We start from the raw sequence: 19210 nt of genomic DNA, 5'->3' as shown, positions 1-19210 counted from the left end.
AAATTGTTACAGTAAACTGAACTGCATTATCAAGATTGAATACAAACAGAGATTGTGATAAAATTGGAATTAGCATTTAATGTCACTATCGTGATAATAGTTTTTGAGTGTTTTTATGAAAGAAGGGGATTTTATGTCAAAAGAGATTTTTTTGAAAGATGTATTACGTATTGATCCAGAAATAATACCAAACTCAAAAATAGTACTTAATATGACTCTTGGTAAAGGGAAGGAATCATGTATAGACGCTTGGTTGAAAAGTGATAGAAACAATAGAAATGTAGAGTTTACGTTCTGGTCTAACTATGGTAAACAGAAGAATTTTAGAGAGGGCAATATTGTCTTTGGATTTGCCAGACTAAATGGCTATAATAATAGATACCTACTTATAACTGTAAGTAAAATCACACATGTTCCGGACTATGCTCATTGTGATTATGAGCCCTTAGAGGAATATAATGGATTTTTAGGTAGATTAATTATTGAAGTTGAAAAAGGGAATGCATTTGCACGATATGTATTTAATTTATCTAGGTATATTGGAAAGTGTATAGTAGTTCAAATTCTGCAGACAGAATATGGTACTACACCATTTCCAGGCTATGATAATGCAAGTTTTGACTTTAATACATTAAAACGAAATATTGATTACGATGAATGGATGTACCCATTGTCCTCAGTAAATGGAGTTTATATGATATTTGACTCTTCTAATGGGAAAAAGTATATCGGATCTGCATATGGATCACAAGGCATTTATGGACGTTGGAAAGCATATTTAGAAAATGGGTTTGATGCTTCGGAAGAGGAATCTGGAATTTATTATCCAAATAAGCAACTAAAACGAATAGTAAATGACCCGGAAAAAGGAATGAAGTATATTGAAAAGAACTTCAACTATACAATTCTTGAAGTTTTACCATTTAACTCTCATAAAGATACTGTGATTCATAGAGAGCAATACTGGAAACGAGTAATGAACACAATAAACTCGCCATTTGGATATAATAGTAACTAAAAATGTTATATGGTAACTTCTAATATTGAAGGTGAAAAAAATAGGGTATTGAAAGGAGATAATTGAAATGATTTTAAAAGTAGACTCGAAAGTGATTATGGCATTCTCTGCAGCAATTGGCACCGCATTCATTGCTGGAGCAACAAGTGGTATAGTATTGTATAAAAACCGAAGTGATTTTAGTGAATGGTTTGATAATAAAATGTATCCTGCTGTAAAACAGATTGTGCTAGAAAACGGTCCTACAGCACTTAGAGTTGTAATTGTTAAAGCTCTAGAGCATAAACCTGCAGCGAGAAAAGCATTTTTAGATATTGTTGACACAATCGAAAAGGGAAAAGTTAAAGTTCCAAAAAAATTGGAAAAAGAGTTGTTCCAAATCAAAGATGAGTTACCAGAAGTTTTAAGTGAAGTAGAAAAATTAGCAATTGAAGCTAACTAGAGAAATTAATATCATACTTGGTACTTGGGTAATGCAGGTAAAACCTGTAAATTAAATTGGCAAACGCCAGGAGGATACCATGAAAAGTATCGAAGTTATTGTACCAAGAGTATTAGTGAAAAAGCATTATCCACATCCTGAATTCTATGGAGAATCAATTGTGGAACTTTTAAATGGGATGGTTACAGATGTCTATACAAATGAGAAAGGACATTTATTTACCATAACAAGTGAGAATAATTTAATTGATTATCTTAGAAGCAATCAGTTGGAAGAACAGGAAGTACTTATTAGCAAAAATGATGTATTAGTTAGAAGCATTAGATGGACAGATGTTAATCTGTTGAATCAATGGTTTAATCGATTTACAAATTACAGTTATAATGAGCAAGGTCTAGATATTGAAAGTATAGAAGTCTTCGTTTCACATTCAATAACGAAGTTTTCACATTTATTTATGATTGTTGTTGAAGAAAATGAAGTTGGTACATTTGGTTTTAGTGTTTCTGACAATAAATCAATCATAACTCTCGAAGTTTATGAGAAAAGACTAATCGATGATAATCAAATTGATGTGTTGATTACATTAATGATTGACTATATTCAATTACATTACAATGTAGCAATTTACCAATCAATAATTTTTTGTGATGATGTATACACTAAGAAAATTCTTGAACGAAATCAATTTCATCTATTGAATGAAGAATATGAGTTTCAAGTGTCATTTGAAGATGTTAAACAGGGTTGCTTATACAATAAAGATGTTGAACAATAGCTATTGCTGACAGTGGTTGATCCAAACTCAACTCCACCAATAGTACCCGCGTCCGAGGAATTTAATGGCTTAAATAAGCCGTTTATAGATTCCTCGGCTTTTTATTTGTTTTGAATATATTACAAATAAAGTGCAAAAAAGTACTAAAGAATAGTGTGTAGATAATTTTTTTTAATAATTAATTGATGCTCATGACGATTTCTATAGTATCTGAGTACATATACTGTTACAATTACAACCGATTGCAAGAAAAATTAAAAGAGCTACCACCGATTGTCTATCGGAAGTAAGCTCTTCTGAATATCCTTAATGGTGTCTGTTTTTAACAAACTAGTTCAAGGTTAGTCTTATCTTTAATCTACATATAATCTTGATTCAATTAATAGCAAGAACTCTCCCGAATCCATAAAATATATTGGTTGTCCCATAAAATTTAAATTAAAAATCGTATTTTCGTTATTGATAATATAATCATATCTAACATTCAGTTCATTCATTATGATACTTGCTACATTCTCAATATCATTTGGTCCAGCATTATCAGTATAATAAATATACTCTATTGTTAGTTCTGGCTGGAGAATAGAATATTCTAAAGTATCATCTGTAACTACATTCACTAGAGTAGGATCTTGGTTAATAGCATATCTTAAGTCATAAATTGAAGTTAGCAAATCTCTTAAATATGTAAAATTTCCGGTTTCTTCATAATTTTGTAATCTTTCTTTATATCTATCGTAATCTTCCTGAGCATTTCTAGATGCTATTAAGTATTGATATTTGAAGTTGGTAAGATCTAACTCATTATTATCATTAATAAGATCAAAGAACTCTCCGTTAATCTCTACATTGTTTAAGTGTTCTAACGCATTCTTTTGACTACTCGGTGTGCTATTGAGTCTACTAATATGGTATTTAATATCAGGAATTACTGAAAAGAGAGAATCAAGTTTAGTAGTATCTAATCTTAAAGTAGTTCCTGTGATAATCTCTGCATTATCTCCAAGGTAATATTTACTAGCATAGTATGATAATGTTAACATTTCAGCTATATCACTATTTGTTAGACTACTTTGCAATGTTAACTCATTAAATCTAGATACAACATTTTTCTTTGGACCATTTAAATCATTTATAGTTCCTTCTAAATACACCTGTTCCTGATCGTTAAAGAATCTAATTCTATAACTATAAAGATTATAATTTTCTGTAAATAAAACAGATGTATTGGCATCTAATAAACTTCCTTGATATTTATTAAATGCAATATCATTTGATTCATAACCAAAAGTAAATAACCCATAATTTTCATAAAATACTTCAGCATCTACGCTGTCAACTTTTAAATTTTGTAGATATCGTTCTAAATAAATCTCATTTTCACTATTTAACTCAGTATAAACAGTCTCAACATGTACAGCATCTGTTAATTCAATATCTGAGTACTCAATAATTCGTGAGAACAGTGTTTCTTCTTGAGTATCAATAATTAAATTAAGTTCCTGGCTTCCTTCAAAATTAAACCATTGCACTAAATCTTCTGCATTTGTAATAAAATCCATTGGGTTTTCATAGTTTCCTGACTGATACCCATTAAGAACAATTTCTTCTAAAAGTTCGTAATGTTTTGCTTGTATATGAATCCATTCAGCATCATTATCAAATGGTTTAATGGCTGATAATAATTCAACTCTAGGAGCTGAATATATTCTACCATACAAAGATGAATTACCAAGTAGCACTGGTGAAGAAATTATTGATAATTCAGAAGTTTCTCCTAGCATAGCATTTTTTATTTCTTGAACTTTAAATAATAATTCTTCATCCACTACAATTTGACAAACACCTTCGTAGTATGTTTCTCTAGGATTATCACATTCAATATTTACAATTTCTTGAGACTGCAATTCTTCAATATTAAAATCATTGACAATATCTTCTAGTGTGAACCATCCATCCATAATAGCTTGTAATAAATCAATTGTAACTCCTTCTTTTACTGCTTTATAAAACTGGTAATGTGTACCTGAACTGAAATAATACGATTTGCCATCATATTCGCCCATATCAACTATATCATCAGTTCCTACTGTAGGAAGTACATCTAATTTGTATATGACAAAATCTAAACCTTCATAGTGAGGGTTATATACAATTTCATCAAAACATTCTTGATTTTCTTCCAAATCAATTGAACCACATAAGTCGGGTTTATTAATTTCTGTTCCTAACCCACATGCAGAAATTACCAATATAATGAATGAAAGAAGTACCAAGGTTATTACTCTTCTCATTTAAACCAACCCCTTTATTGATTATACAATAAGTATAGATCAATTAAAAGAATAAACAATATATAGATTTACCTCTTTGCTATGCATCGTATGTCATTAGTTGGATTTATTTGTGATACTGCTCGTGAACTTGTTAAGACTTTATGAAAATTTCGAACAATGTCGAGTTATCAAGTATTTACAGTGTTTAAATGAAAGGTGACAGTGGTTGATCCAAACTCAACTCCACCAATAGTACACTATACCGAGGAGTTTATCAGCTAATATAGCTGTGTATTGATTCTTCGGTTTTTGTTTGGAATAAAACTTTTTTAGTTGGCTTGATTTCAAAATAATTATAGTCTTTGATATGATATAATATGAGTCAGAGGTGATGCAGATGTGGAATAACAGAACACTGTTAGTTTTGGTAGGGATATTTATGGTATTGACTAGAGTTGATTTAACAAATGTATGTGCATGTAGCCCTGTTATATATCGAGATACAACATTAATCACAGTTGATGGAGATGAGTTTGATAATTCTCCTGAGTATTTCTATGACTTGCTATTCAATAAAGTAGACTATCCCGGATATTACCAAGAGACTGTGAATAATCAGTTTATTATGGAACATCCAAGTTATGAAACGTTTGCATTTTTAGAAGAAGGTGATTGGGTAAGTTATAAAGCTCATTACTCAGGCGATATAGATGTTTGGGAATCTGGTTGGAATCATGAGTTTATTGCTATGAGTGAAAACACCATTCAAGAGTATAAAATCATAGTTTTTGATGATGATGGTAAGGTAATCAAAGTTTCATCAATATACAACAAAGATGATTTTGGATACTATGGTGAAGGTGAAGATTTTGGTTCTGTAGCTCATACTTTTGATGAAACTACTGAAGAGTTTGGAGAAGAGGCTATTGGGAATGGATGCGCTGGATGGTCTAACCCAATGAACTATATGCCCTTATTGATGTTTGGTATATATGGATTATTTTTAACTCTTGTAATAGTGATAATCATAGTTATTACCATTAGAAGAAGAAAGTTCAATAGAATACAGTAATTGCCTTCTAGTGGCTTGTTGTAGCTTTTGCAAACTGATGTAATAAGGTACCTTTTAATTTGTAATTTTTGGCAGGGATGAGGGGATTGATTAGGGACTCTCAACTCCATCATTAGTACATAAAACGAGAAAATAATGGCTCAATATGGCTTTTATGAATTCTCGTTTTTTAGTTTGCATGACTCGATAGATCAATAGAGCATCTAGGTGAATAACTAAAATGTAAATATTATAAGTTTATACAGCTTGAGTTGAGCAGTTTCATTCTGTATGATATAGTTATAGTAGAAACTATTCTTTTCGGTGGTGATGAAATGAAAACAAATGTATTACTACGAGAAACGCAAGAGAAGGTTGAGGTTCAAATTCGGGATGAGAATAAACCAGTCGTTGAGAAAGTATTGGTTGAAAAATGGCAGAAACTGATCAACTTAGTAGCCAGTCTCTTAAATGTTCCTGCAGGATTAATCATGCAGATTACCGACACGCATATGGAAGTCTTTCTGCGAAGTGAAAACGAAGATAATCCATATCCCAGTGATGGGAAAGACACATTATCACATGGGTTGTATTGTGAAACGGTCATTGGTACGGATGAAGCGCTCCACATTGAGAATAGCTTACACCTTGAGGCGTGGAAAGATAATCCGGATGTTGCACTAAATATGATTTCCTATTATGGATTACCAATTAAGTGGCATGATGGTACTTTTTTCGGAACGATTTGTGCGTTGGATTCGAAAACAAATGAATTCGCTGATGAATATCGACAATTAATGTTGTTGTTTAAGGATATTATCGAGATGGATTTGGTGCAATTAGTCGAAAATCAACAACTATTACGAACATCCGAATACGATTCTTTAACAAATGCTTACAATCGGCGACGTTTACATTCCGACTTAGAACGTCGGATTGATGCATATCACCGTTACGGAAATGATTTTTCTCTGACTATGATCGATTTAGATGGATTTAAATACATTAATGATACCTATGGACATGTTGCTGGTGATAAAGTATTAATGAAGTTTTCCGAAATTATTATGAATCGCATTCGCAAAGTCGATGCATTTTATCGATATGGTGGCGATGAGTTTGCTTTGATTTTAGGAAATCACATCAAGGATGATATCGTTTTGCTACTGAAATCCTTGCAAGAGGAAGTCAAACAAGATTCTAGTTTGCGCAAGTACTTCATTGATTTCTGTTATGGTATCCAGTGTATGTCAAAAGACATTGTGACGACTGAAGATATTCTGACCCTTGCTGATAAAGATTTATATCTATGTAAAAAGAAAAAACACGAATGAGCCGGACAGTAGAAAGACGGGGAGTGGATAAGGAATTATGAATAAAAAAATATATGGACCAATTCTTGTGGTTGTGGTCTTGGTAATTGTTGTACTACAGAATCTAAACGTCTTCAGCTTGAACTATACGTCATATCCTGTATTGGTTGGTAATGTTGCGTTGCAGTACACATATGAAAACAGTATTGATACCTATGAAGAGTATCTTGATTTGCTTGTATTAACAAACATTGATGCGGACTACGATGAAACCTTCTTTGACAGTCAATTCTTAGTATTCCGTGTATACGACAGTGATTCATGCAAAAACAAATATCGATACCATTATGATGGTGATGACGTTGGTGTAACCATACGCCATCGAACCAATACTTTAGCATGTCTTGATGGAATGTCGCGACTCCATTTAATTGAAGTGAAGCGTAGTAAATTGGATTCTGATATTGTTGAAATTGTTATCGATTAATGATTAAACCGTCATCTTGACGGTTCAATTTTTGATATAGTCTAGCAATATCTGTTTTTCTAGGATAAAATAAAACTAACGAAACATACTTGGAGTTTATGGTAGGAGGAACACTATTGAATGCTTTAGAGTTATTAGACCAATTATTTGAAGCAGCATATATTGTCGATGAAGAACGTACCATTGTATATTGTAATTCGGTGTTTGAGAAAATCACCGGTTTTTCTCAAGATGAGATTGTCGGCAAACATTGTTATGATAATATTTTGCGTCACGTGACGGAATCGGGTGTTCAATTATGTCATAATGGATGTCCGTTGCAGGATACTGTAATGCACGATCGAATCAATACAGCAAAAGTATACCTCCATCATAAAAAAGGGTATCGTGTACCTGTCAAAGTACGAACAATACCGTTTGTTGACGAAGATACGAGTAAACGTATGGGTATTGAAATTTTCACAGATTACATCGAAGAAGCAAAAATCTATCAGGAAAATCGAGCATTGAAGAAAAATGCAATGACCGATGAACTTACACAAGTATTTAACCGCCAATTTATCGAGTATCAATTGATAACTTGTATTCAAGAATATTCCACGTTTGGAACTCCTCTTGGGGTGCTGTTCATCGATATTGATCATTTTAAACAGGTAAATGATACATATGGTCATGATGTAGGAGATAATGTATTAAAAACCGTTGCTCGAACAATTGCGCTTAACCTCCGTCGTGAAGATTATGTAGGACGCTATGGTGGGGAAGAGTTTATTGTGATTTTACGTGACGTCAACGAAATAGAAATGCACAATGTTGCTGAAAAACTACGAACGCTAATTCGTAATACAACTACAGAAATCAACGATGAATCATTGATTCAGGTTACCGTCTCTATTGGTGCAAGTTTTTATCAACAAGGACTGTCTAAAGAAGCGTTTATCAAACAGGCAGATTCAAGGATGTATCAGGCAAAAGTGAATGGTCGGAACCAGGTTGTTTCGAAATAGTGATCGTTATCCATTATCAGGCATGATACAATGAAAAAGAGGTGATGTTCGATGAATATTCTACAAATAGTGATATCGGTTTTCTTGTTCTTAGAAATCTTAAATATAATTGTTTTATATCGAAAACCAGGGATGAAACAAGGGAACGGTGTCGGTATTTTTACTGATTTTGAAGAACTTGACCAGGATCATAACTATCATCAGTTAATCCGGTACTTAACAAACTGGATTGCGAATGCCAAATTTATCTTTGTTGCACTTGGCATTACGATTGTCATATTTGGGAATGAAGTCGTCCAGCTTCACGCTGCACTCGCGCTCATATTTTCTACATTTATGTTTTATATTACATTATATCCGATTCTTCTTAAATTAGATGAGGAAGGAAAGATTGAACCAAAAGGTTACTCCAAAACACTAGCATATACGATTTTATCGTTCATTCTAACCTTGCTAATTGGCGTTCTAATCTATCTTGCTTCATAAGTCACAATCCAATCCAAATAATCCAATAAGAATCAATACAATCAGTGAATTCATTTCACTGATTTTTTATTATCACGGGTAGTTCCATATGGTATACTATAAATAGATTATGAAGCAACGAGGTGGATTATGAAAAACGTATTTGTTCTAGGGAGCATTAACATAGATCTTGTGTTTTCAGTAGATTCCATTCCAAGACAGGGAGAAACCATTGAAGGACATGGCTTTTTCATGGCACCAGGTGGAAAAGGAGCAAATCAAGCGGTTGCTTGTGCAAAGCAAGGGCTGTCGACATGGATGCTTGGCAGTATTGGCAATGATGCATTATCCTCTAGAGCGCTAACATCGTTACAAGAAGCTGGTGTGTTCTGTGAGGGGATTAATGTCCGACCAGATGAGCATACAGGTGTTGCAGGAATTATTCTAGAGAAAAGTGATAATCGCATCATTATAAATGGTGGAGCAAATAGCTCCCAAAATATTGAACAGATTACTCATATAATCCAGAAAAATGCAACAGAAGAGGATATTTTGTTGTGTCAGCTTGAAATCCCGATGGATGTCATTGAGAGAGTGTGTATCATCGCTAAAAAACTAGGCATGCAAGTGATTGTAAATGCCGCACCAGCAAAGAAACTACCACCATCGTTAATGCAGGTAATTGATGTATTGATTGTGAATGAAATTGAACTGAAGATGTTATCTGAAAAACCAACCACATCAAAACAGGAAATTGATCGTGCAATAGAGGAGTTGCTTACCATTGTACCAGCGATTCTCGTGACAAGAGGTGCAGAGGGTTGTATTTATCACGATCAACAAAACCGATATGAACAACCAGCCTATAACGTAGCTGTTGTGGATACAACAGCTGCTGGTGATACTTTTATTGGCGGATATATCGCGCAAATAGTGAAACAACAAACGATACAACAAGCACTACAATACGCAAGTGCTTGTGCTGCATTATCAATCCAATCATACGGTGCTCAACCGTCGATACCAACGAAGCAAGCGGTACATGAATTCTTACAAAAGGACGTGACATAAATGAATAAAACTCCAATAATATTAGATTGTGATCCTGGACATGATGACGCGATAGCCATCTTACTGGCAGGGTCGAATCCGTCAATCGAGTTATTGGGTATTACCGTCACCTGTGGTAATCAAACGTTACCCAAAACGAGCCGAAACGCGTTAAACCTTGTTCAATATTTAGACATCGATGTTCCGGTTTGTTTGGGTGTTGAAGAACCGTTGGTACGCCCGGTTCGAGTTGCTCCTGAAATTCATGGGGAGACGGGGTTGGATGGCTTCGATTTCCCACCACTAATAAGACAAGCAGACCCACGTCATGCGGTTGATTTTATGATTGAAACATTGTTGAATAGTACTCGTAAAATCACGATGGTAACCACTGGCCCCATGACGAATCTTGCCCTTGCAATGAGAAAAGAACCTCGAATTAAACAACATATCAAGGAGATTGTGTTTATGGGTGGTTCTTATACCTATGGGAATGTAACACCGGCAGCAGAATTTAATATCCTCGCAGATCCTGAGGCTGCCCATATCATTTTTACTTCGGGATTACCGCTCAAAATGTTTGGATTGGATGTCACAAGACAAGTCTTGGTATTACCAGAAATTATCGAGCGAATGGCAAGATTGCACAATAAAGCATCGGAACTGTTTGAAAAGTTAATGGTAGTTTATAATGTGAATCAAAAACGTGTTTTTGGACTTGATGGAGGACCACTACATGATCCACTTACGATTGCGTACCTAATAGATCCAAGTGTTGTAACCCTAACGAATATGCACTGTGAAATTGACATTTCCCACGGTCCAAGTGGGGGACGCACAAACTGTGATGTTTTAAACTACGGTAAGAAATCAGGAAACACCCTCGTTGCCACTGCAATTGATGTTGAAAAGTTTTGGACGATCATTGAAACTGGATTACAACGTTACAAAAATTAACGTAAGCCAAATATAAGTATGATATAATATGGATAGGGAGAGTGATATCAATGGACAAAAAACAATTTAAACCAATCGCGGTTGAACTAAAGAAAGATAAGCTATATTACTGGTGTCAGTGTGGACACAGTAAAAATCAACCATTTTGTGATGGCTCACATGAAGCATACTTCTGTGAACCAATGCTTGTTACTGTGCCAGAAACCGTAACAAGAAAGTTGTGTACTTGTAAACAATCTGGTAATAAGCCATATTGTGACGGAACACATAGAACGTTATAAAAAAGAGCGTAGCGTTCTTTTTTATTGGAAAGTAGAGATGTAATTGTATGATGACAGGTTCCCGAATAACAATCGTTCCATATCGAACAAAACAAGAAGTACAAGAGTACGTTACTCTATATAATAATCTTGAAGAACGGACAGTGCACGATCATGTTGAAACATCTGATTTGATGCAACAACTTCATCATTTCGATAAACATGGATTTCAATCTGAGAATTTTGGACACTTTCGTATCTTAAATGAAGATAACAACTTCATTGGATCCATCGGATATACCAAGATTGAAGACTATGATTATCACATTGGATACCGAATATTGCACTCAAAGTATCGTCACAAAGGATATATGACAGAAGCTCTTCAACTATTCGTCACATACGTGTTTCATGAGTTTGAACAAGTACGACGTTGTACATTGCGGATTGCAAGCGAAAACACCGAAAGTCTCGGTCTTGCAAAAAAATGTGGATTCGTTCACGAAGGAACGCTTCGTCAAGGGTATGAGTATCGAAATCGTATCTGTGATTTTGAGATTTTTTCTATCCTTCGCAAGGAATTTACAGAGAAATAAAGAATCTTCGAAAAAAAGATGTTTTTTTCAATGAAAATGTAAACCAGATGTGGTAGAATATTTTATGCACGCACCCGTAGCTCAGTTGGATAGAGTGTGACCCTCCGAAGGTCAAGGTCGCATGTTCGAATCATGTCGGGTGCGCCAATGGAGGAATACTCAAGTGGCTGAAGAGGCACGCTTGGAAAGCGTGTAGATCGGAGACGGTGCAGGGGTTCAAATCCCCTTTCCTCCGCCAGGTTAATTATACCAAGTTGCTTTTTATCGTTTAACGGCTAAATAAAGACGTTTATAGCGATTTTGAAGAAAGCAACTTTTTGTATTTTTTAGGGTAAAATCAGTGATTTTTCATTGATTTTACTCTTTTTTTATACTCTGATACGGGTTGATTTGCAAGTTCTCGTGACCGGATTTGAACTTTTGCCAAAAATAGCCGTTTTTTGAGGTCGTGCACTGCTATGATTTTCTAGGACACATAGGTACCACCCTAGATATAAAAATAGCGACATGCAACTTTCCTTTGTTGCTATTATTTTATCATTATTTTGGGTTTAAGTAAATCCGTTCATTGTTCTATATTCAACTGGTGTTAAGTAATCTAATCGATAAGCTACTCTGTGGTGATTGAAATAATTTATGTATAATTCAATTGCGGTGTTAATGTCTTTGAAGTCATGCATTTTGATATAGTGTTTTAGATCACCTTTTATCCAGCCAATTAGTGATTCGATTACTGGATTATCTGTTGGAGTTCCTGCTCGTGACATAGAGCGCGATATTGGATAATTTTTATGTGCTTTTTCAAACTTCACTGATGAGTAAACTCTTCCTTGATCACTATGTAAGATGGTATGGTCTTCTCCATATCCTCTTTCTTCTTTAATTCGCAAGAAATCATTTAAGCTTCTTAGATGATTCATAACTCCGTTTCCGTGATTATAGTTCGCACAATCATATCCAACTATTTCGTTATTAAATACATCTACATGTAGGTTTAAATCATATTTCTTTCCATCGTGTTTAAGCATTGTTGTATCACTACACACTTTCTCAAATGGTCTTGTAGTACTCCAATCTCCGTTGATTAAGTTAGGAAACCTATCACTAACTCCTTTAGGTCTTCTAAACGCTCTTCTACGGGCTCTAGAGTAGATTCCCATTTCTCTGAAACATTGATACATTAAGTAATAAGATACAAGCCATCCTGTTTCATTTATGATATCTTTTCTTAATGCTCTATATCCTTTTTCAGGATGGATGGTATGATAATTTTTTATAAGCATTTTAAGCGTTTCTTTTGTTTCTTGTCTCTGTGTTTTATTCTCTCTTCTTCTTAGCCATCTATAATATCCAGATCTGCTGATTTCCATGTATTCACATAAATCATTTATATAATATTTAAGTCTGAATTTATGAACCAATGTATATTCATAATTCAGGATTTCTTTTTTTTTACGTATTTCGCATCTTCATTGGAATACCCTCTTTTAAGTCTTTCAATTTCTACCTTAAGCATTAGGATTTCATGTTTCAAAGATTCTACTGATTCTTCTTCCTGATTGGTTGGTATTTTGTCCCTAATTTTTCTTTTACTAACTAATCCACTTATTCCCTCTGTCTGATACTTATGTACCCACTGCCTTTGTGTTTTTGTTGCGACATTATATTCTCTCATTATTGATTTTTTACTAATATGTTCTTTTAATATCATCTTCACAATCTTTAGTTTAAAGTCTACACTGTACTGATTCATTGGCTTTCAACTCCTTTGTATATTTATTATACATTATGTTTGTTTGTGTGGTACCTATGTGTCCCACTTTTTCGTAGCAGAGCATTCATTTTTAGATATGATCTTGCATGTTGATCAAGTTGCTCTAGATAAAACTGGTACAATCACCAAAGGAAATTTTGCGGTTGATTCATACACTAGTGAAGAAACGTTGAAATTAGCAGCCTCTTTAGAAAAATATTCAACTCATCCAATTGCAAAATCAGTGTTGGCAAAGAGTGAAGATAACCTCTACAAAATGGCAGATATTATTGAGGTACCAGGAAAAGGGATAAAAGGAACACTTGATGGTGAAATTGTATTAGTTGGGAACCATAAACTTTTAGATGATAACCAAATTGATTATGACAGTTCAAATGAAATAGGAACAATTATATATGTGGCAAAGAACAATAAGTATATAGGAAATTTAACCATCAAAGACGAAATTAAAGATAGTTCTTACTTATTTTTTAACAATCATTCAAATCTGAATTTTACGATGTTAACAGGTGACAATGAATCAACAGCAAAAAGTGTGTCCAATGAACTTGGAGGAATGTCATATTACAGTTCATTACTACCACAAGAAAAGATTTCAAAATTTGAAAATATATCTTCTAATGGGTATAAAATGTTTGTCGGCGATGGAATCAACGATGCGCCTCTATTAAAACAGGCTGATATCGGTGTAGCTATGGGTGAAGGATCAGAGTTAGCCATAGATGTCGCAGACATCATAATTATGGATAATGATTTAACAAAACTTAGTAAATCATTTTCAATTGCTTCAAAAACTCGCAGAATTGTAATCCAAAATATTGTTCTAACCTTGGGGGTAAAATTCATTGTACTTGGTTTAGCTTCATTAGGTATGAGTTCAATGTTAGCAGCTATCTTTGCTGATGTAGGTATCTCATTAATTGCAGTCTTGAATTCTCTACGTATTATATTTGGTAAGAATGCTCACGTTGATAATAAATATAGAGAACAATTATTCAATGTACTCAGTGATGCAACTATGCTAAGTATGTTAGACACACTTTATCAAAAAGAATGCACTTTAAGCGAACTAAATAAAACATTAAAAAAATCTTCAGGATTTTTAATGAAAAAATTAAAAAAACTATTAGATTTAAAAATTGTAGTTAAGATTCCTGAAAATGGCGTAACAAAATTTAAAATTGCTGATAATCATATTAAGTCAATCCTGAAATTAGCCCAAGAACATAAGAGTTGCGCTATGAGTGAAGGAGTTTAAACAATATGACTAAAAAAGATCATTTTATAAGAAACATATTAATTGGATTTGCAGGAGTTTTCGTGTTGATAACACTCACCTTAGTGATTGTAAACAATGATTCAGAATTAAAAGACTCTTATTCAGATTTTACAAGGATTATAGAATATTCAGAGGCTAGCAGACAAGAAAATGAATTATATGGAGTATACTTTTATAGTGAGACTTGTGGAGCATGCATATCTATTAAAGAAGAAACCTTTCAATTTGGAACAAATAATAACTTGAAAATTGATTTATTCATGATGGATGCTCAAAGAACTACAGGTAACCGGAGTGATATTAATTTGAATGGTAATAGTTTAAATTCTACACCAACGCTACTAATATATAAAAACAATAGTTTGGTAGATTATTTCGTTGGAACAACTGAAATAACGAACTTTTATGAAGCAGTTTCTCTTGGAAATATTGCATATGAATAGATTCTAGTGTGACCGCTCATCTCAAAAAACTTGTAAAGTTTTATATTATATTAATTTCTTTGGAATGGTTGTTAGGTCTGACATCCATTCCAAATTTTTTTTATAAAACCGCTAAATCATTTGGATACTTTCAATCTTTTGATTGAGGGATAATGCTGACTGTGATAAAATTAGGATACATATGATGATGCATTTGTGTATGCAACAAAGATATGAAATTATTTTAGACAAATAACATATTAATTAATTTATAAAATTAAGACGTCTCATAATGCAATAATGAGATGCCAAAAGAATAGAGAGGGTTAGTTTATGAAAGAGAAATCATCGCATAGTCACAATCATAGTGTTTCTAATATCAAAGTTGCCTTTTTGTTAAATTTCTTTTTCACAGTACTTGAATTGATTGGTGGTATATTATTTAATAGTATGGCAATCTTATCAGATGCCCTTCATGATTTAGGCGACAGCATATCTTTGGGGTTAGCATGGGTATTTGGTAAATTATCTCAAAAAGATCATAATGAGCAATTCACTTATGGTTATAAAAGATATTCTCTTTTAGCTGCATTGATTAATACAATTGTTTTGATTGTTGGCTCTTTTATTGTCTTATGGAATGCTGTTCCTAGATTACTTGATCCTGTACATGCGAATGCAAAGGGAATGATAGGGTTTGCTATCATTGGGATTATGGTAAATGGTTTTGCAGTATTGAAAACTAAAAAAGGAAAAACGTTAAATGAAAAAGTAATAAGTTGGCACTTGCTCGAAGATGTTCTTGGATGGATTGGTGTACTTATTGTTGGACTGATAATGTTTGTCAAAGATATCCATATATTGGACCCTATTCTCGCTATTGTATTCACGGTATACATTTTATATAATGTCTTTATTAACTTTAGAAAAACGATTTTACTTTTTTTACAAGCTGTACCAGAAGATATCAACATTAATAAACTTGATGAGATGTTCAAAGACATTAAAAATGTACAAGATGTTCAACACACTCATGTTTGGTCTTTAGATAGTGAACATCACGTTTTAACAACACACCTTATCATTAAGTCATCTTCTGATTTGAAAGATATTAACAGAATAAAACGTGAAGCTCATATGATTACGAAGAAGCAAGATTTTGAGCATGTTACTATTGAAATTGATTTCGAACAAGAACATACTGATTGCTTTTCCAAAGATTAATATGATTTAATGTGAGACTGATTAAAGTGTTTGTTTTGAAGAATTAATACTATAGAAGCTAGATTTTATATTTTTTCTTAATTGCGTATAAGAAAGTAAACTTAGGTCTGACACCATAGTAAACTTAGGTCGTTAACCCTTAAAATCGGCATAAACTTAGTAATGACAACACATCTTGATTATATCAAGTTTATTTATGCCGTTTAAGCGCTAAATAAAGACGTTTAAAGCATATTAACTTGTTTCATAAATAAGCAGAAAACAGGCATATTTTGCCTGTTTTTTTGCATTTTTAAGAGTATTTTATTAAAAAACGTGTTTCAAGAGCAGAGGGGTGTTGAACTTTTGCAAAATCATGAAAAATCGTGGAGTTGAGGGGAGTTGTAAGTATATATCATAATATACGGTTTTCATATAAATATAGCGGTTTATAGATGGTTGGCTTTGTTAGTCAAAAAAGTTGATATTTAAGGAATATTGTAAAATGAAAAAGATTGCTTCTCAGCAATCTTTAGGAAGGGGATGTGTGTGTAAATACACACATGCTATGTAAGGGATAAGTTGCGACTAAGTCGCACTTTAAATATAGCATAATCTTTGTACGTTTACAATGCGCTAGAAGCGTAAATTGATACAAATGTTATTGCTCTTACTGACGCGCTTCTTGAATCGAAGGGCATGGATTTGTTCCATAAGAACAAAATACACAACAATCTCCATCTTTAGGTCTTATTGTTTTTTTACAGTTAGAACAAGTATAAAAAAACTGGCATGTTTCTGTTGGCATAGTCAATTCTTCTTTGTGTCCACAATGTGGGCATGTTAATACACTTTTAGTTTCCATAATTTGTCACCTCTAGTCTCTATTATACTTCCTAATAGTTTTATTACCAAAGGATATCCTTTTGGGATCTACTAATAAATCACAACTCGACTTTTTGCAACATGCTCTGTTTTTCTAATCATGAACGGTGTCGACATTCTTCTAAAAGCATACATCGGTTCACTTGATCCAGAATTAAATATATCAATAACAAACTCAATCTCGTATCTACTATGAGCGATGACTTTTGTAAATAGTTCTTTAAAAGGAAAATCGTTTATGGACTCTATTGGTCTATCATAAGATTTTAAAAGTAATTTAACTGTTCGAATAATGTTAGAAATATTGTGGGATGTTAAGATCTTATTCTTGTATGTTATATATTCTGATTGCAAATCATTTTTAGATTTGATAAGTTCATTTTTTCTTACGGTCGAACTTGTTATCACGACGATATCCACAGTATTTACAGTTATTTACACACTTATTTGATACATATAAAGGTGCAAAAGTCACAACTCTTTTACCATATATCTCGTCCTTTATTTTTCCAGCAATATTAAAAATATTTTTTATCTGATTTTCATCTGCGGCATTTAGTAATTTAGCGACTTCAAGTAAAGATAATTGCTCTCTTTTATAAGCTTTATCTAGTATGGATTCTACTTCATCGGTTGTAGGATTTTGCCCTTTTTCTAAAGTATCATATATTAATTTATGATCTAACCATTCCATTATTTATCCCCCTAGTTTTATGATGTCCAACACTCATATCAACTTCATATCCAGCAAAAATAATTCTTGTTTCAATACACCCTCTGCAATGAGCTGCCTCATCACCAGTGCATATCTTGTTTTCATATATTTCATACTTCTCACGATGTTCTGTTGGTGATAGATTAGGCATAACTACATTAGCTCCGCTTTTTAGTGCTTCTTCTCTTCCTTTACTGTTCAATGTTCCTAGTGCTGTTGTTGATGGTAGTAAAACATCAGGTAGTATTAATCTCACTAAACTCACCATAGTTATTGTCTGTAATAAGTTTCCACTTTCTAAACCAGAAAAAGGTGTTTCACTGTGTGATAAATAAGGTCCGATCCCTACCATATGGGGTTGTAACTTTTCTATAAAAAGTAGATCTTCAACTAAGTCCTCATTAGTTTGTGTAGGTGAATTGACCATAAACCCACAACCAACTTGATAACCAATCTCTTTTAAATCTTGTAGACATTGCATTCTAGTATCAAAACTCATATCATTAGGATGTAGGTGTTCGTAAAGTTTTCTTGAAGCAGTCTCATGTCTTAGTAAATATCTATCAGCACCTGAATCAAAATATCTTTGATAACTTTCCTTACTCTTTTCCCCAATTGATAAAGTAACTGCAGTATCAGGAAATTTTTTCTTAATAGAATTAACGATATCACATATTATATCATCACTAAAATACTTATCTTCACCTGATTGTAAGACAAAAGTACGATAACCTAAGTTATAGCCTTCTTCACAACAAGATAGAATAGTATCCTTATCTAAACGATATCGATCAATGTTTTGATTTTGTCTCCTAATCCCACAATAATTACAAGATCTAGTACAAAAGTTAGAGAACTCAATCAGTCCTCTCATGTAAACGCTTGTACCATAATTTTCCAGTCTGATACTATCAGCTGACTTACGTAAGTACTCCAACTCTTTTTGGGAGGTATTATTTAATATATACAAATATTCTTCCCTCTCAAGTCGGCGTACTTCCTTTAGTTTATCAATTAAAGTAATTATCCTCTGGTTAGTACTCGCATCAGTCTCAAACTTTTCTAAATTACTTAAAACACTCATAGCATACACCTCTCTATTTATATTATACAACTATTTAAACATATTGATGTAACATATGTTACCAAACATTTATCTTTTTTTCAATAATATCTATGATATAATTTATAAAGCAACCGGTAATGATGTCAAGAGAGAAAATAAATAAAAA

22 protein-coding genes and 2 tRNA genes are annotated in these 19210 nt (G+C 33.1%); 18 read left to right on the top strand and 6 right to left on the bottom strand.

Annotated elements, in window-relative coordinates; all coding sequences use genetic code 11:
- Positions 1-133 precede the first annotated feature (133 nt).
- The 4 genes from G4Z02_RS00420 to G4Z02_RS09630 all read left to right on the top strand — a co-directional run bounded on the left by G4Z02_RS00420 (position 134) and on the right by G4Z02_RS09630 (position 2528).
- The gene (locus tag G4Z02_RS00420; protein ID WP_258877873.1) at positions 134-1018 is read left to right on the top strand and encodes a GIY-YIG nuclease family protein; all 885 of its coding nucleotides are present in this window, start codon (positions 134-136) and stop codon (positions 1016-1018) included.
- A gap of 67 nt (positions 1019-1085) precedes the next feature.
- On the top strand, positions 1086-1460 hold the full coding sequence (locus tag G4Z02_RS00415) for a hypothetical protein (RefSeq protein ID WP_258877872.1): 375 nt from the start codon (positions 1086-1088) through the stop codon (positions 1458-1460).
- A gap of 79 nt (positions 1461-1539) precedes the next feature.
- A complete protein-coding gene (locus G4Z02_RS00410) occupies positions 1540-2238 on the top strand; it encodes a hypothetical protein (RefSeq protein WP_258877871.1) in 699 nt (232 codons plus the stop codon).
- Between the two features lie 185 nt (positions 2239-2423).
- Positions 2424-2528, top strand: coding sequence for an IS3 family transposase (locus G4Z02_RS09630; RefSeq protein ID WP_420885517.1), 105 nt, complete (start codon positions 2424-2426; stop codon positions 2526-2528).
- Positions 2529-2591: 63 nt separating this feature from the next.
- Here the strand turns inward: G4Z02_RS09630 and G4Z02_RS00405 are convergent, their stop codons facing one another.
- Positions 2592-4532, bottom strand: coding sequence for a hypothetical protein (locus tag G4Z02_RS00405; protein ID WP_258877870.1), 1941 nt, complete (start codon positions 4530-4532; stop codon positions 2592-2594).
- 379 nt (positions 4533-4911) lie between these two features.
- On the opposite strand from G4Z02_RS00405, the gene G4Z02_RS00400 reads away from it, so the two are divergent.
- From G4Z02_RS00400 to G4Z02_RS00350, 11 genes are all read left to right on the top strand, one after another.
- Entirely contained in the window at positions 4912-5586 is a 675-nt protein-coding gene (locus G4Z02_RS00400; RefSeq protein WP_258877869.1) for a hypothetical protein, read from the top strand.
- 314 nt (positions 5587-5900) lie between these two features.
- Positions 5901-6899 (top strand): sensor domain-containing diguanylate cyclase, encoded by a 999-nt coding sequence (locus G4Z02_RS00395; protein WP_258877868.1) that lies wholly within the window; start codon positions 5901-5903, stop codon positions 6897-6899.
- A 37-nt stretch (positions 6900-6936) separates the two neighbouring features.
- Complete coding sequence (locus G4Z02_RS00390) at positions 6937-7365, top strand: hypothetical protein (RefSeq protein ID WP_258877867.1); 429 nt, start codon at positions 6937-6939, stop codon at positions 7363-7365.
- Positions 7366-7481: 116 nt separating this feature from the next.
- Positions 7482-8372 (top strand): sensor domain-containing diguanylate cyclase, encoded by an 891-nt coding sequence (locus tag G4Z02_RS00385; protein WP_258877866.1) that lies wholly within the window; start codon positions 7482-7484, stop codon positions 8370-8372.
- 51 nt (positions 8373-8423) lie between these two features.
- The gene (locus G4Z02_RS00380; RefSeq protein WP_258877865.1) at positions 8424-8858 is read left to right on the top strand and encodes a hypothetical protein; all 435 of its coding nucleotides are present in this window, start codon (positions 8424-8426) and stop codon (positions 8856-8858) included.
- Positions 8859-8987: 129 nt separating this feature from the next.
- Positions 8988-9908 carry a ribokinase gene (locus G4Z02_RS00375; protein ID WP_258877864.1) on the top strand — a complete coding sequence of 307 codons (921 nt, stop codon included), beginning with the start codon at positions 8988-8990 and terminating at the stop codon, positions 9906-9908.
- On the top strand, positions 9909-10844 hold the full coding sequence (locus tag G4Z02_RS00370) for a nucleoside hydrolase (RefSeq protein WP_258877863.1): 936 nt from the start codon (positions 9909-9911) through the stop codon (positions 10842-10844).
- A 50-nt stretch (positions 10845-10894) separates the two neighbouring features.
- A complete protein-coding gene (locus G4Z02_RS00365; protein WP_258877862.1) occupies positions 10895-11125 on the top strand; it encodes a CDGSH iron-sulfur domain-containing protein in 231 nt (76 codons plus the stop codon).
- Positions 11126-11172: 47 nt separating this feature from the next.
- Positions 11173-11700, top strand: a complete 528-nt coding sequence (locus G4Z02_RS00360; RefSeq protein WP_258877861.1) for a GNAT family N-acetyltransferase — start codon at positions 11173-11175, stop codon at positions 11698-11700.
- Between the two features lie 70 nt (positions 11701-11770).
- Positions 11771-11847, top strand: a tRNA-Arg gene (locus tag G4Z02_RS00355).
- Positions 11848-11849: 2 nt separating this feature from the next.
- A tRNA-Ser gene (locus G4Z02_RS00350) sits at positions 11850-11938 on the top strand.
- Between the two features lie 313 nt (positions 11939-12251).
- Here G4Z02_RS00350 and G4Z02_RS00345 read toward each other — a convergent pair.
- Together G4Z02_RS00345 and G4Z02_RS00340 are read right to left on the bottom strand one after the other, a co-directional pair.
- Positions 12252-13070 (bottom strand): IS3 family transposase, encoded by an 819-nt coding sequence (locus G4Z02_RS00345; protein ID WP_258877860.1) that lies wholly within the window; start codon positions 13068-13070, stop codon positions 12252-12254.
- 65 nt (positions 13071-13135) lie between these two features.
- The gene (locus G4Z02_RS00340) at positions 13136-13453 is read right to left on the bottom strand and encodes a helix-turn-helix domain-containing protein (protein WP_258877859.1); all 318 of its coding nucleotides are present in this window, start codon (positions 13451-13453) and stop codon (positions 13136-13138) included.
- 58 nt (positions 13454-13511) lie between these two features.
- Here G4Z02_RS00340 and G4Z02_RS00335 point away from each other — a divergent pair, with 58 nt between their 5' ends.
- From G4Z02_RS00335 to G4Z02_RS00325, 3 genes are all read left to right on the top strand, one after another.
- Positions 13512-14732 carry an HAD-IC family P-type ATPase gene (locus G4Z02_RS00335; protein WP_258877858.1) on the top strand — a complete coding sequence of 407 codons (1221 nt, stop codon included), beginning with the start codon at positions 13512-13514 and terminating at the stop codon, positions 14730-14732.
- Between the two features lie 5 nt (positions 14733-14737).
- On the top strand, positions 14738-15196 hold the full coding sequence (locus G4Z02_RS00330; RefSeq protein ID WP_258877857.1) for a thioredoxin family protein: 459 nt from the start codon (positions 14738-14740) through the stop codon (positions 15194-15196).
- Between the two features lie 312 nt (positions 15197-15508).
- Positions 15509-16399, top strand: a complete 891-nt coding sequence (locus tag G4Z02_RS00325) for a cation diffusion facilitator family transporter (RefSeq protein WP_258877856.1) — start codon at positions 15509-15511, stop codon at positions 16397-16399.
- A gap of 649 nt (positions 16400-17048) precedes the next feature.
- Here G4Z02_RS00325 and G4Z02_RS00320 read toward each other — a convergent pair.
- From G4Z02_RS00320 to hydE, 3 genes are all read right to left on the bottom strand, one after another.
- Entirely contained in the window at positions 17049-17243 is a 195-nt protein-coding gene (locus G4Z02_RS00320; protein WP_258877855.1) for a GDCCVxC domain-containing (seleno)protein, read from the bottom strand.
- Positions 17244-17639: 396 nt separating this feature from the next.
- On the bottom strand, positions 17640-17957 hold the full coding sequence (locus G4Z02_RS00315; protein ID WP_258877854.1) for a hypothetical protein: 318 nt from the start codon (positions 17955-17957) through the stop codon (positions 17640-17642).
- The gene (gene hydE, locus G4Z02_RS00310) at positions 17938-19005 is read right to left on the bottom strand and encodes a [FeFe] hydrogenase H-cluster radical SAM maturase HydE (RefSeq protein ID WP_258878723.1); all 1068 of its coding nucleotides are present in this window, start codon (positions 19003-19005) and stop codon (positions 17938-17940) included. The genes G4Z02_RS00315 and hydE overlap by 20 nt, the downstream gene beginning before the upstream one ends.
- Positions 19006-19210 lie beyond the last annotated feature (205 nt).

It is taken from the genome of Candidatus Xianfuyuplasma coldseepsis (assembly GCF_014023125.1).
GTDB classification, from domain to species: Bacteria; Bacillota_I; Bacilli_A; order Izemoplasmatales; family Izemoplasmataceae; genus Xianfuyuplasma; species Xianfuyuplasma coldseepsis.
Note: the sequence above shows the minus strand (reverse complement) of the source record. Positions and strands in the feature narration are given on the sequence as shown.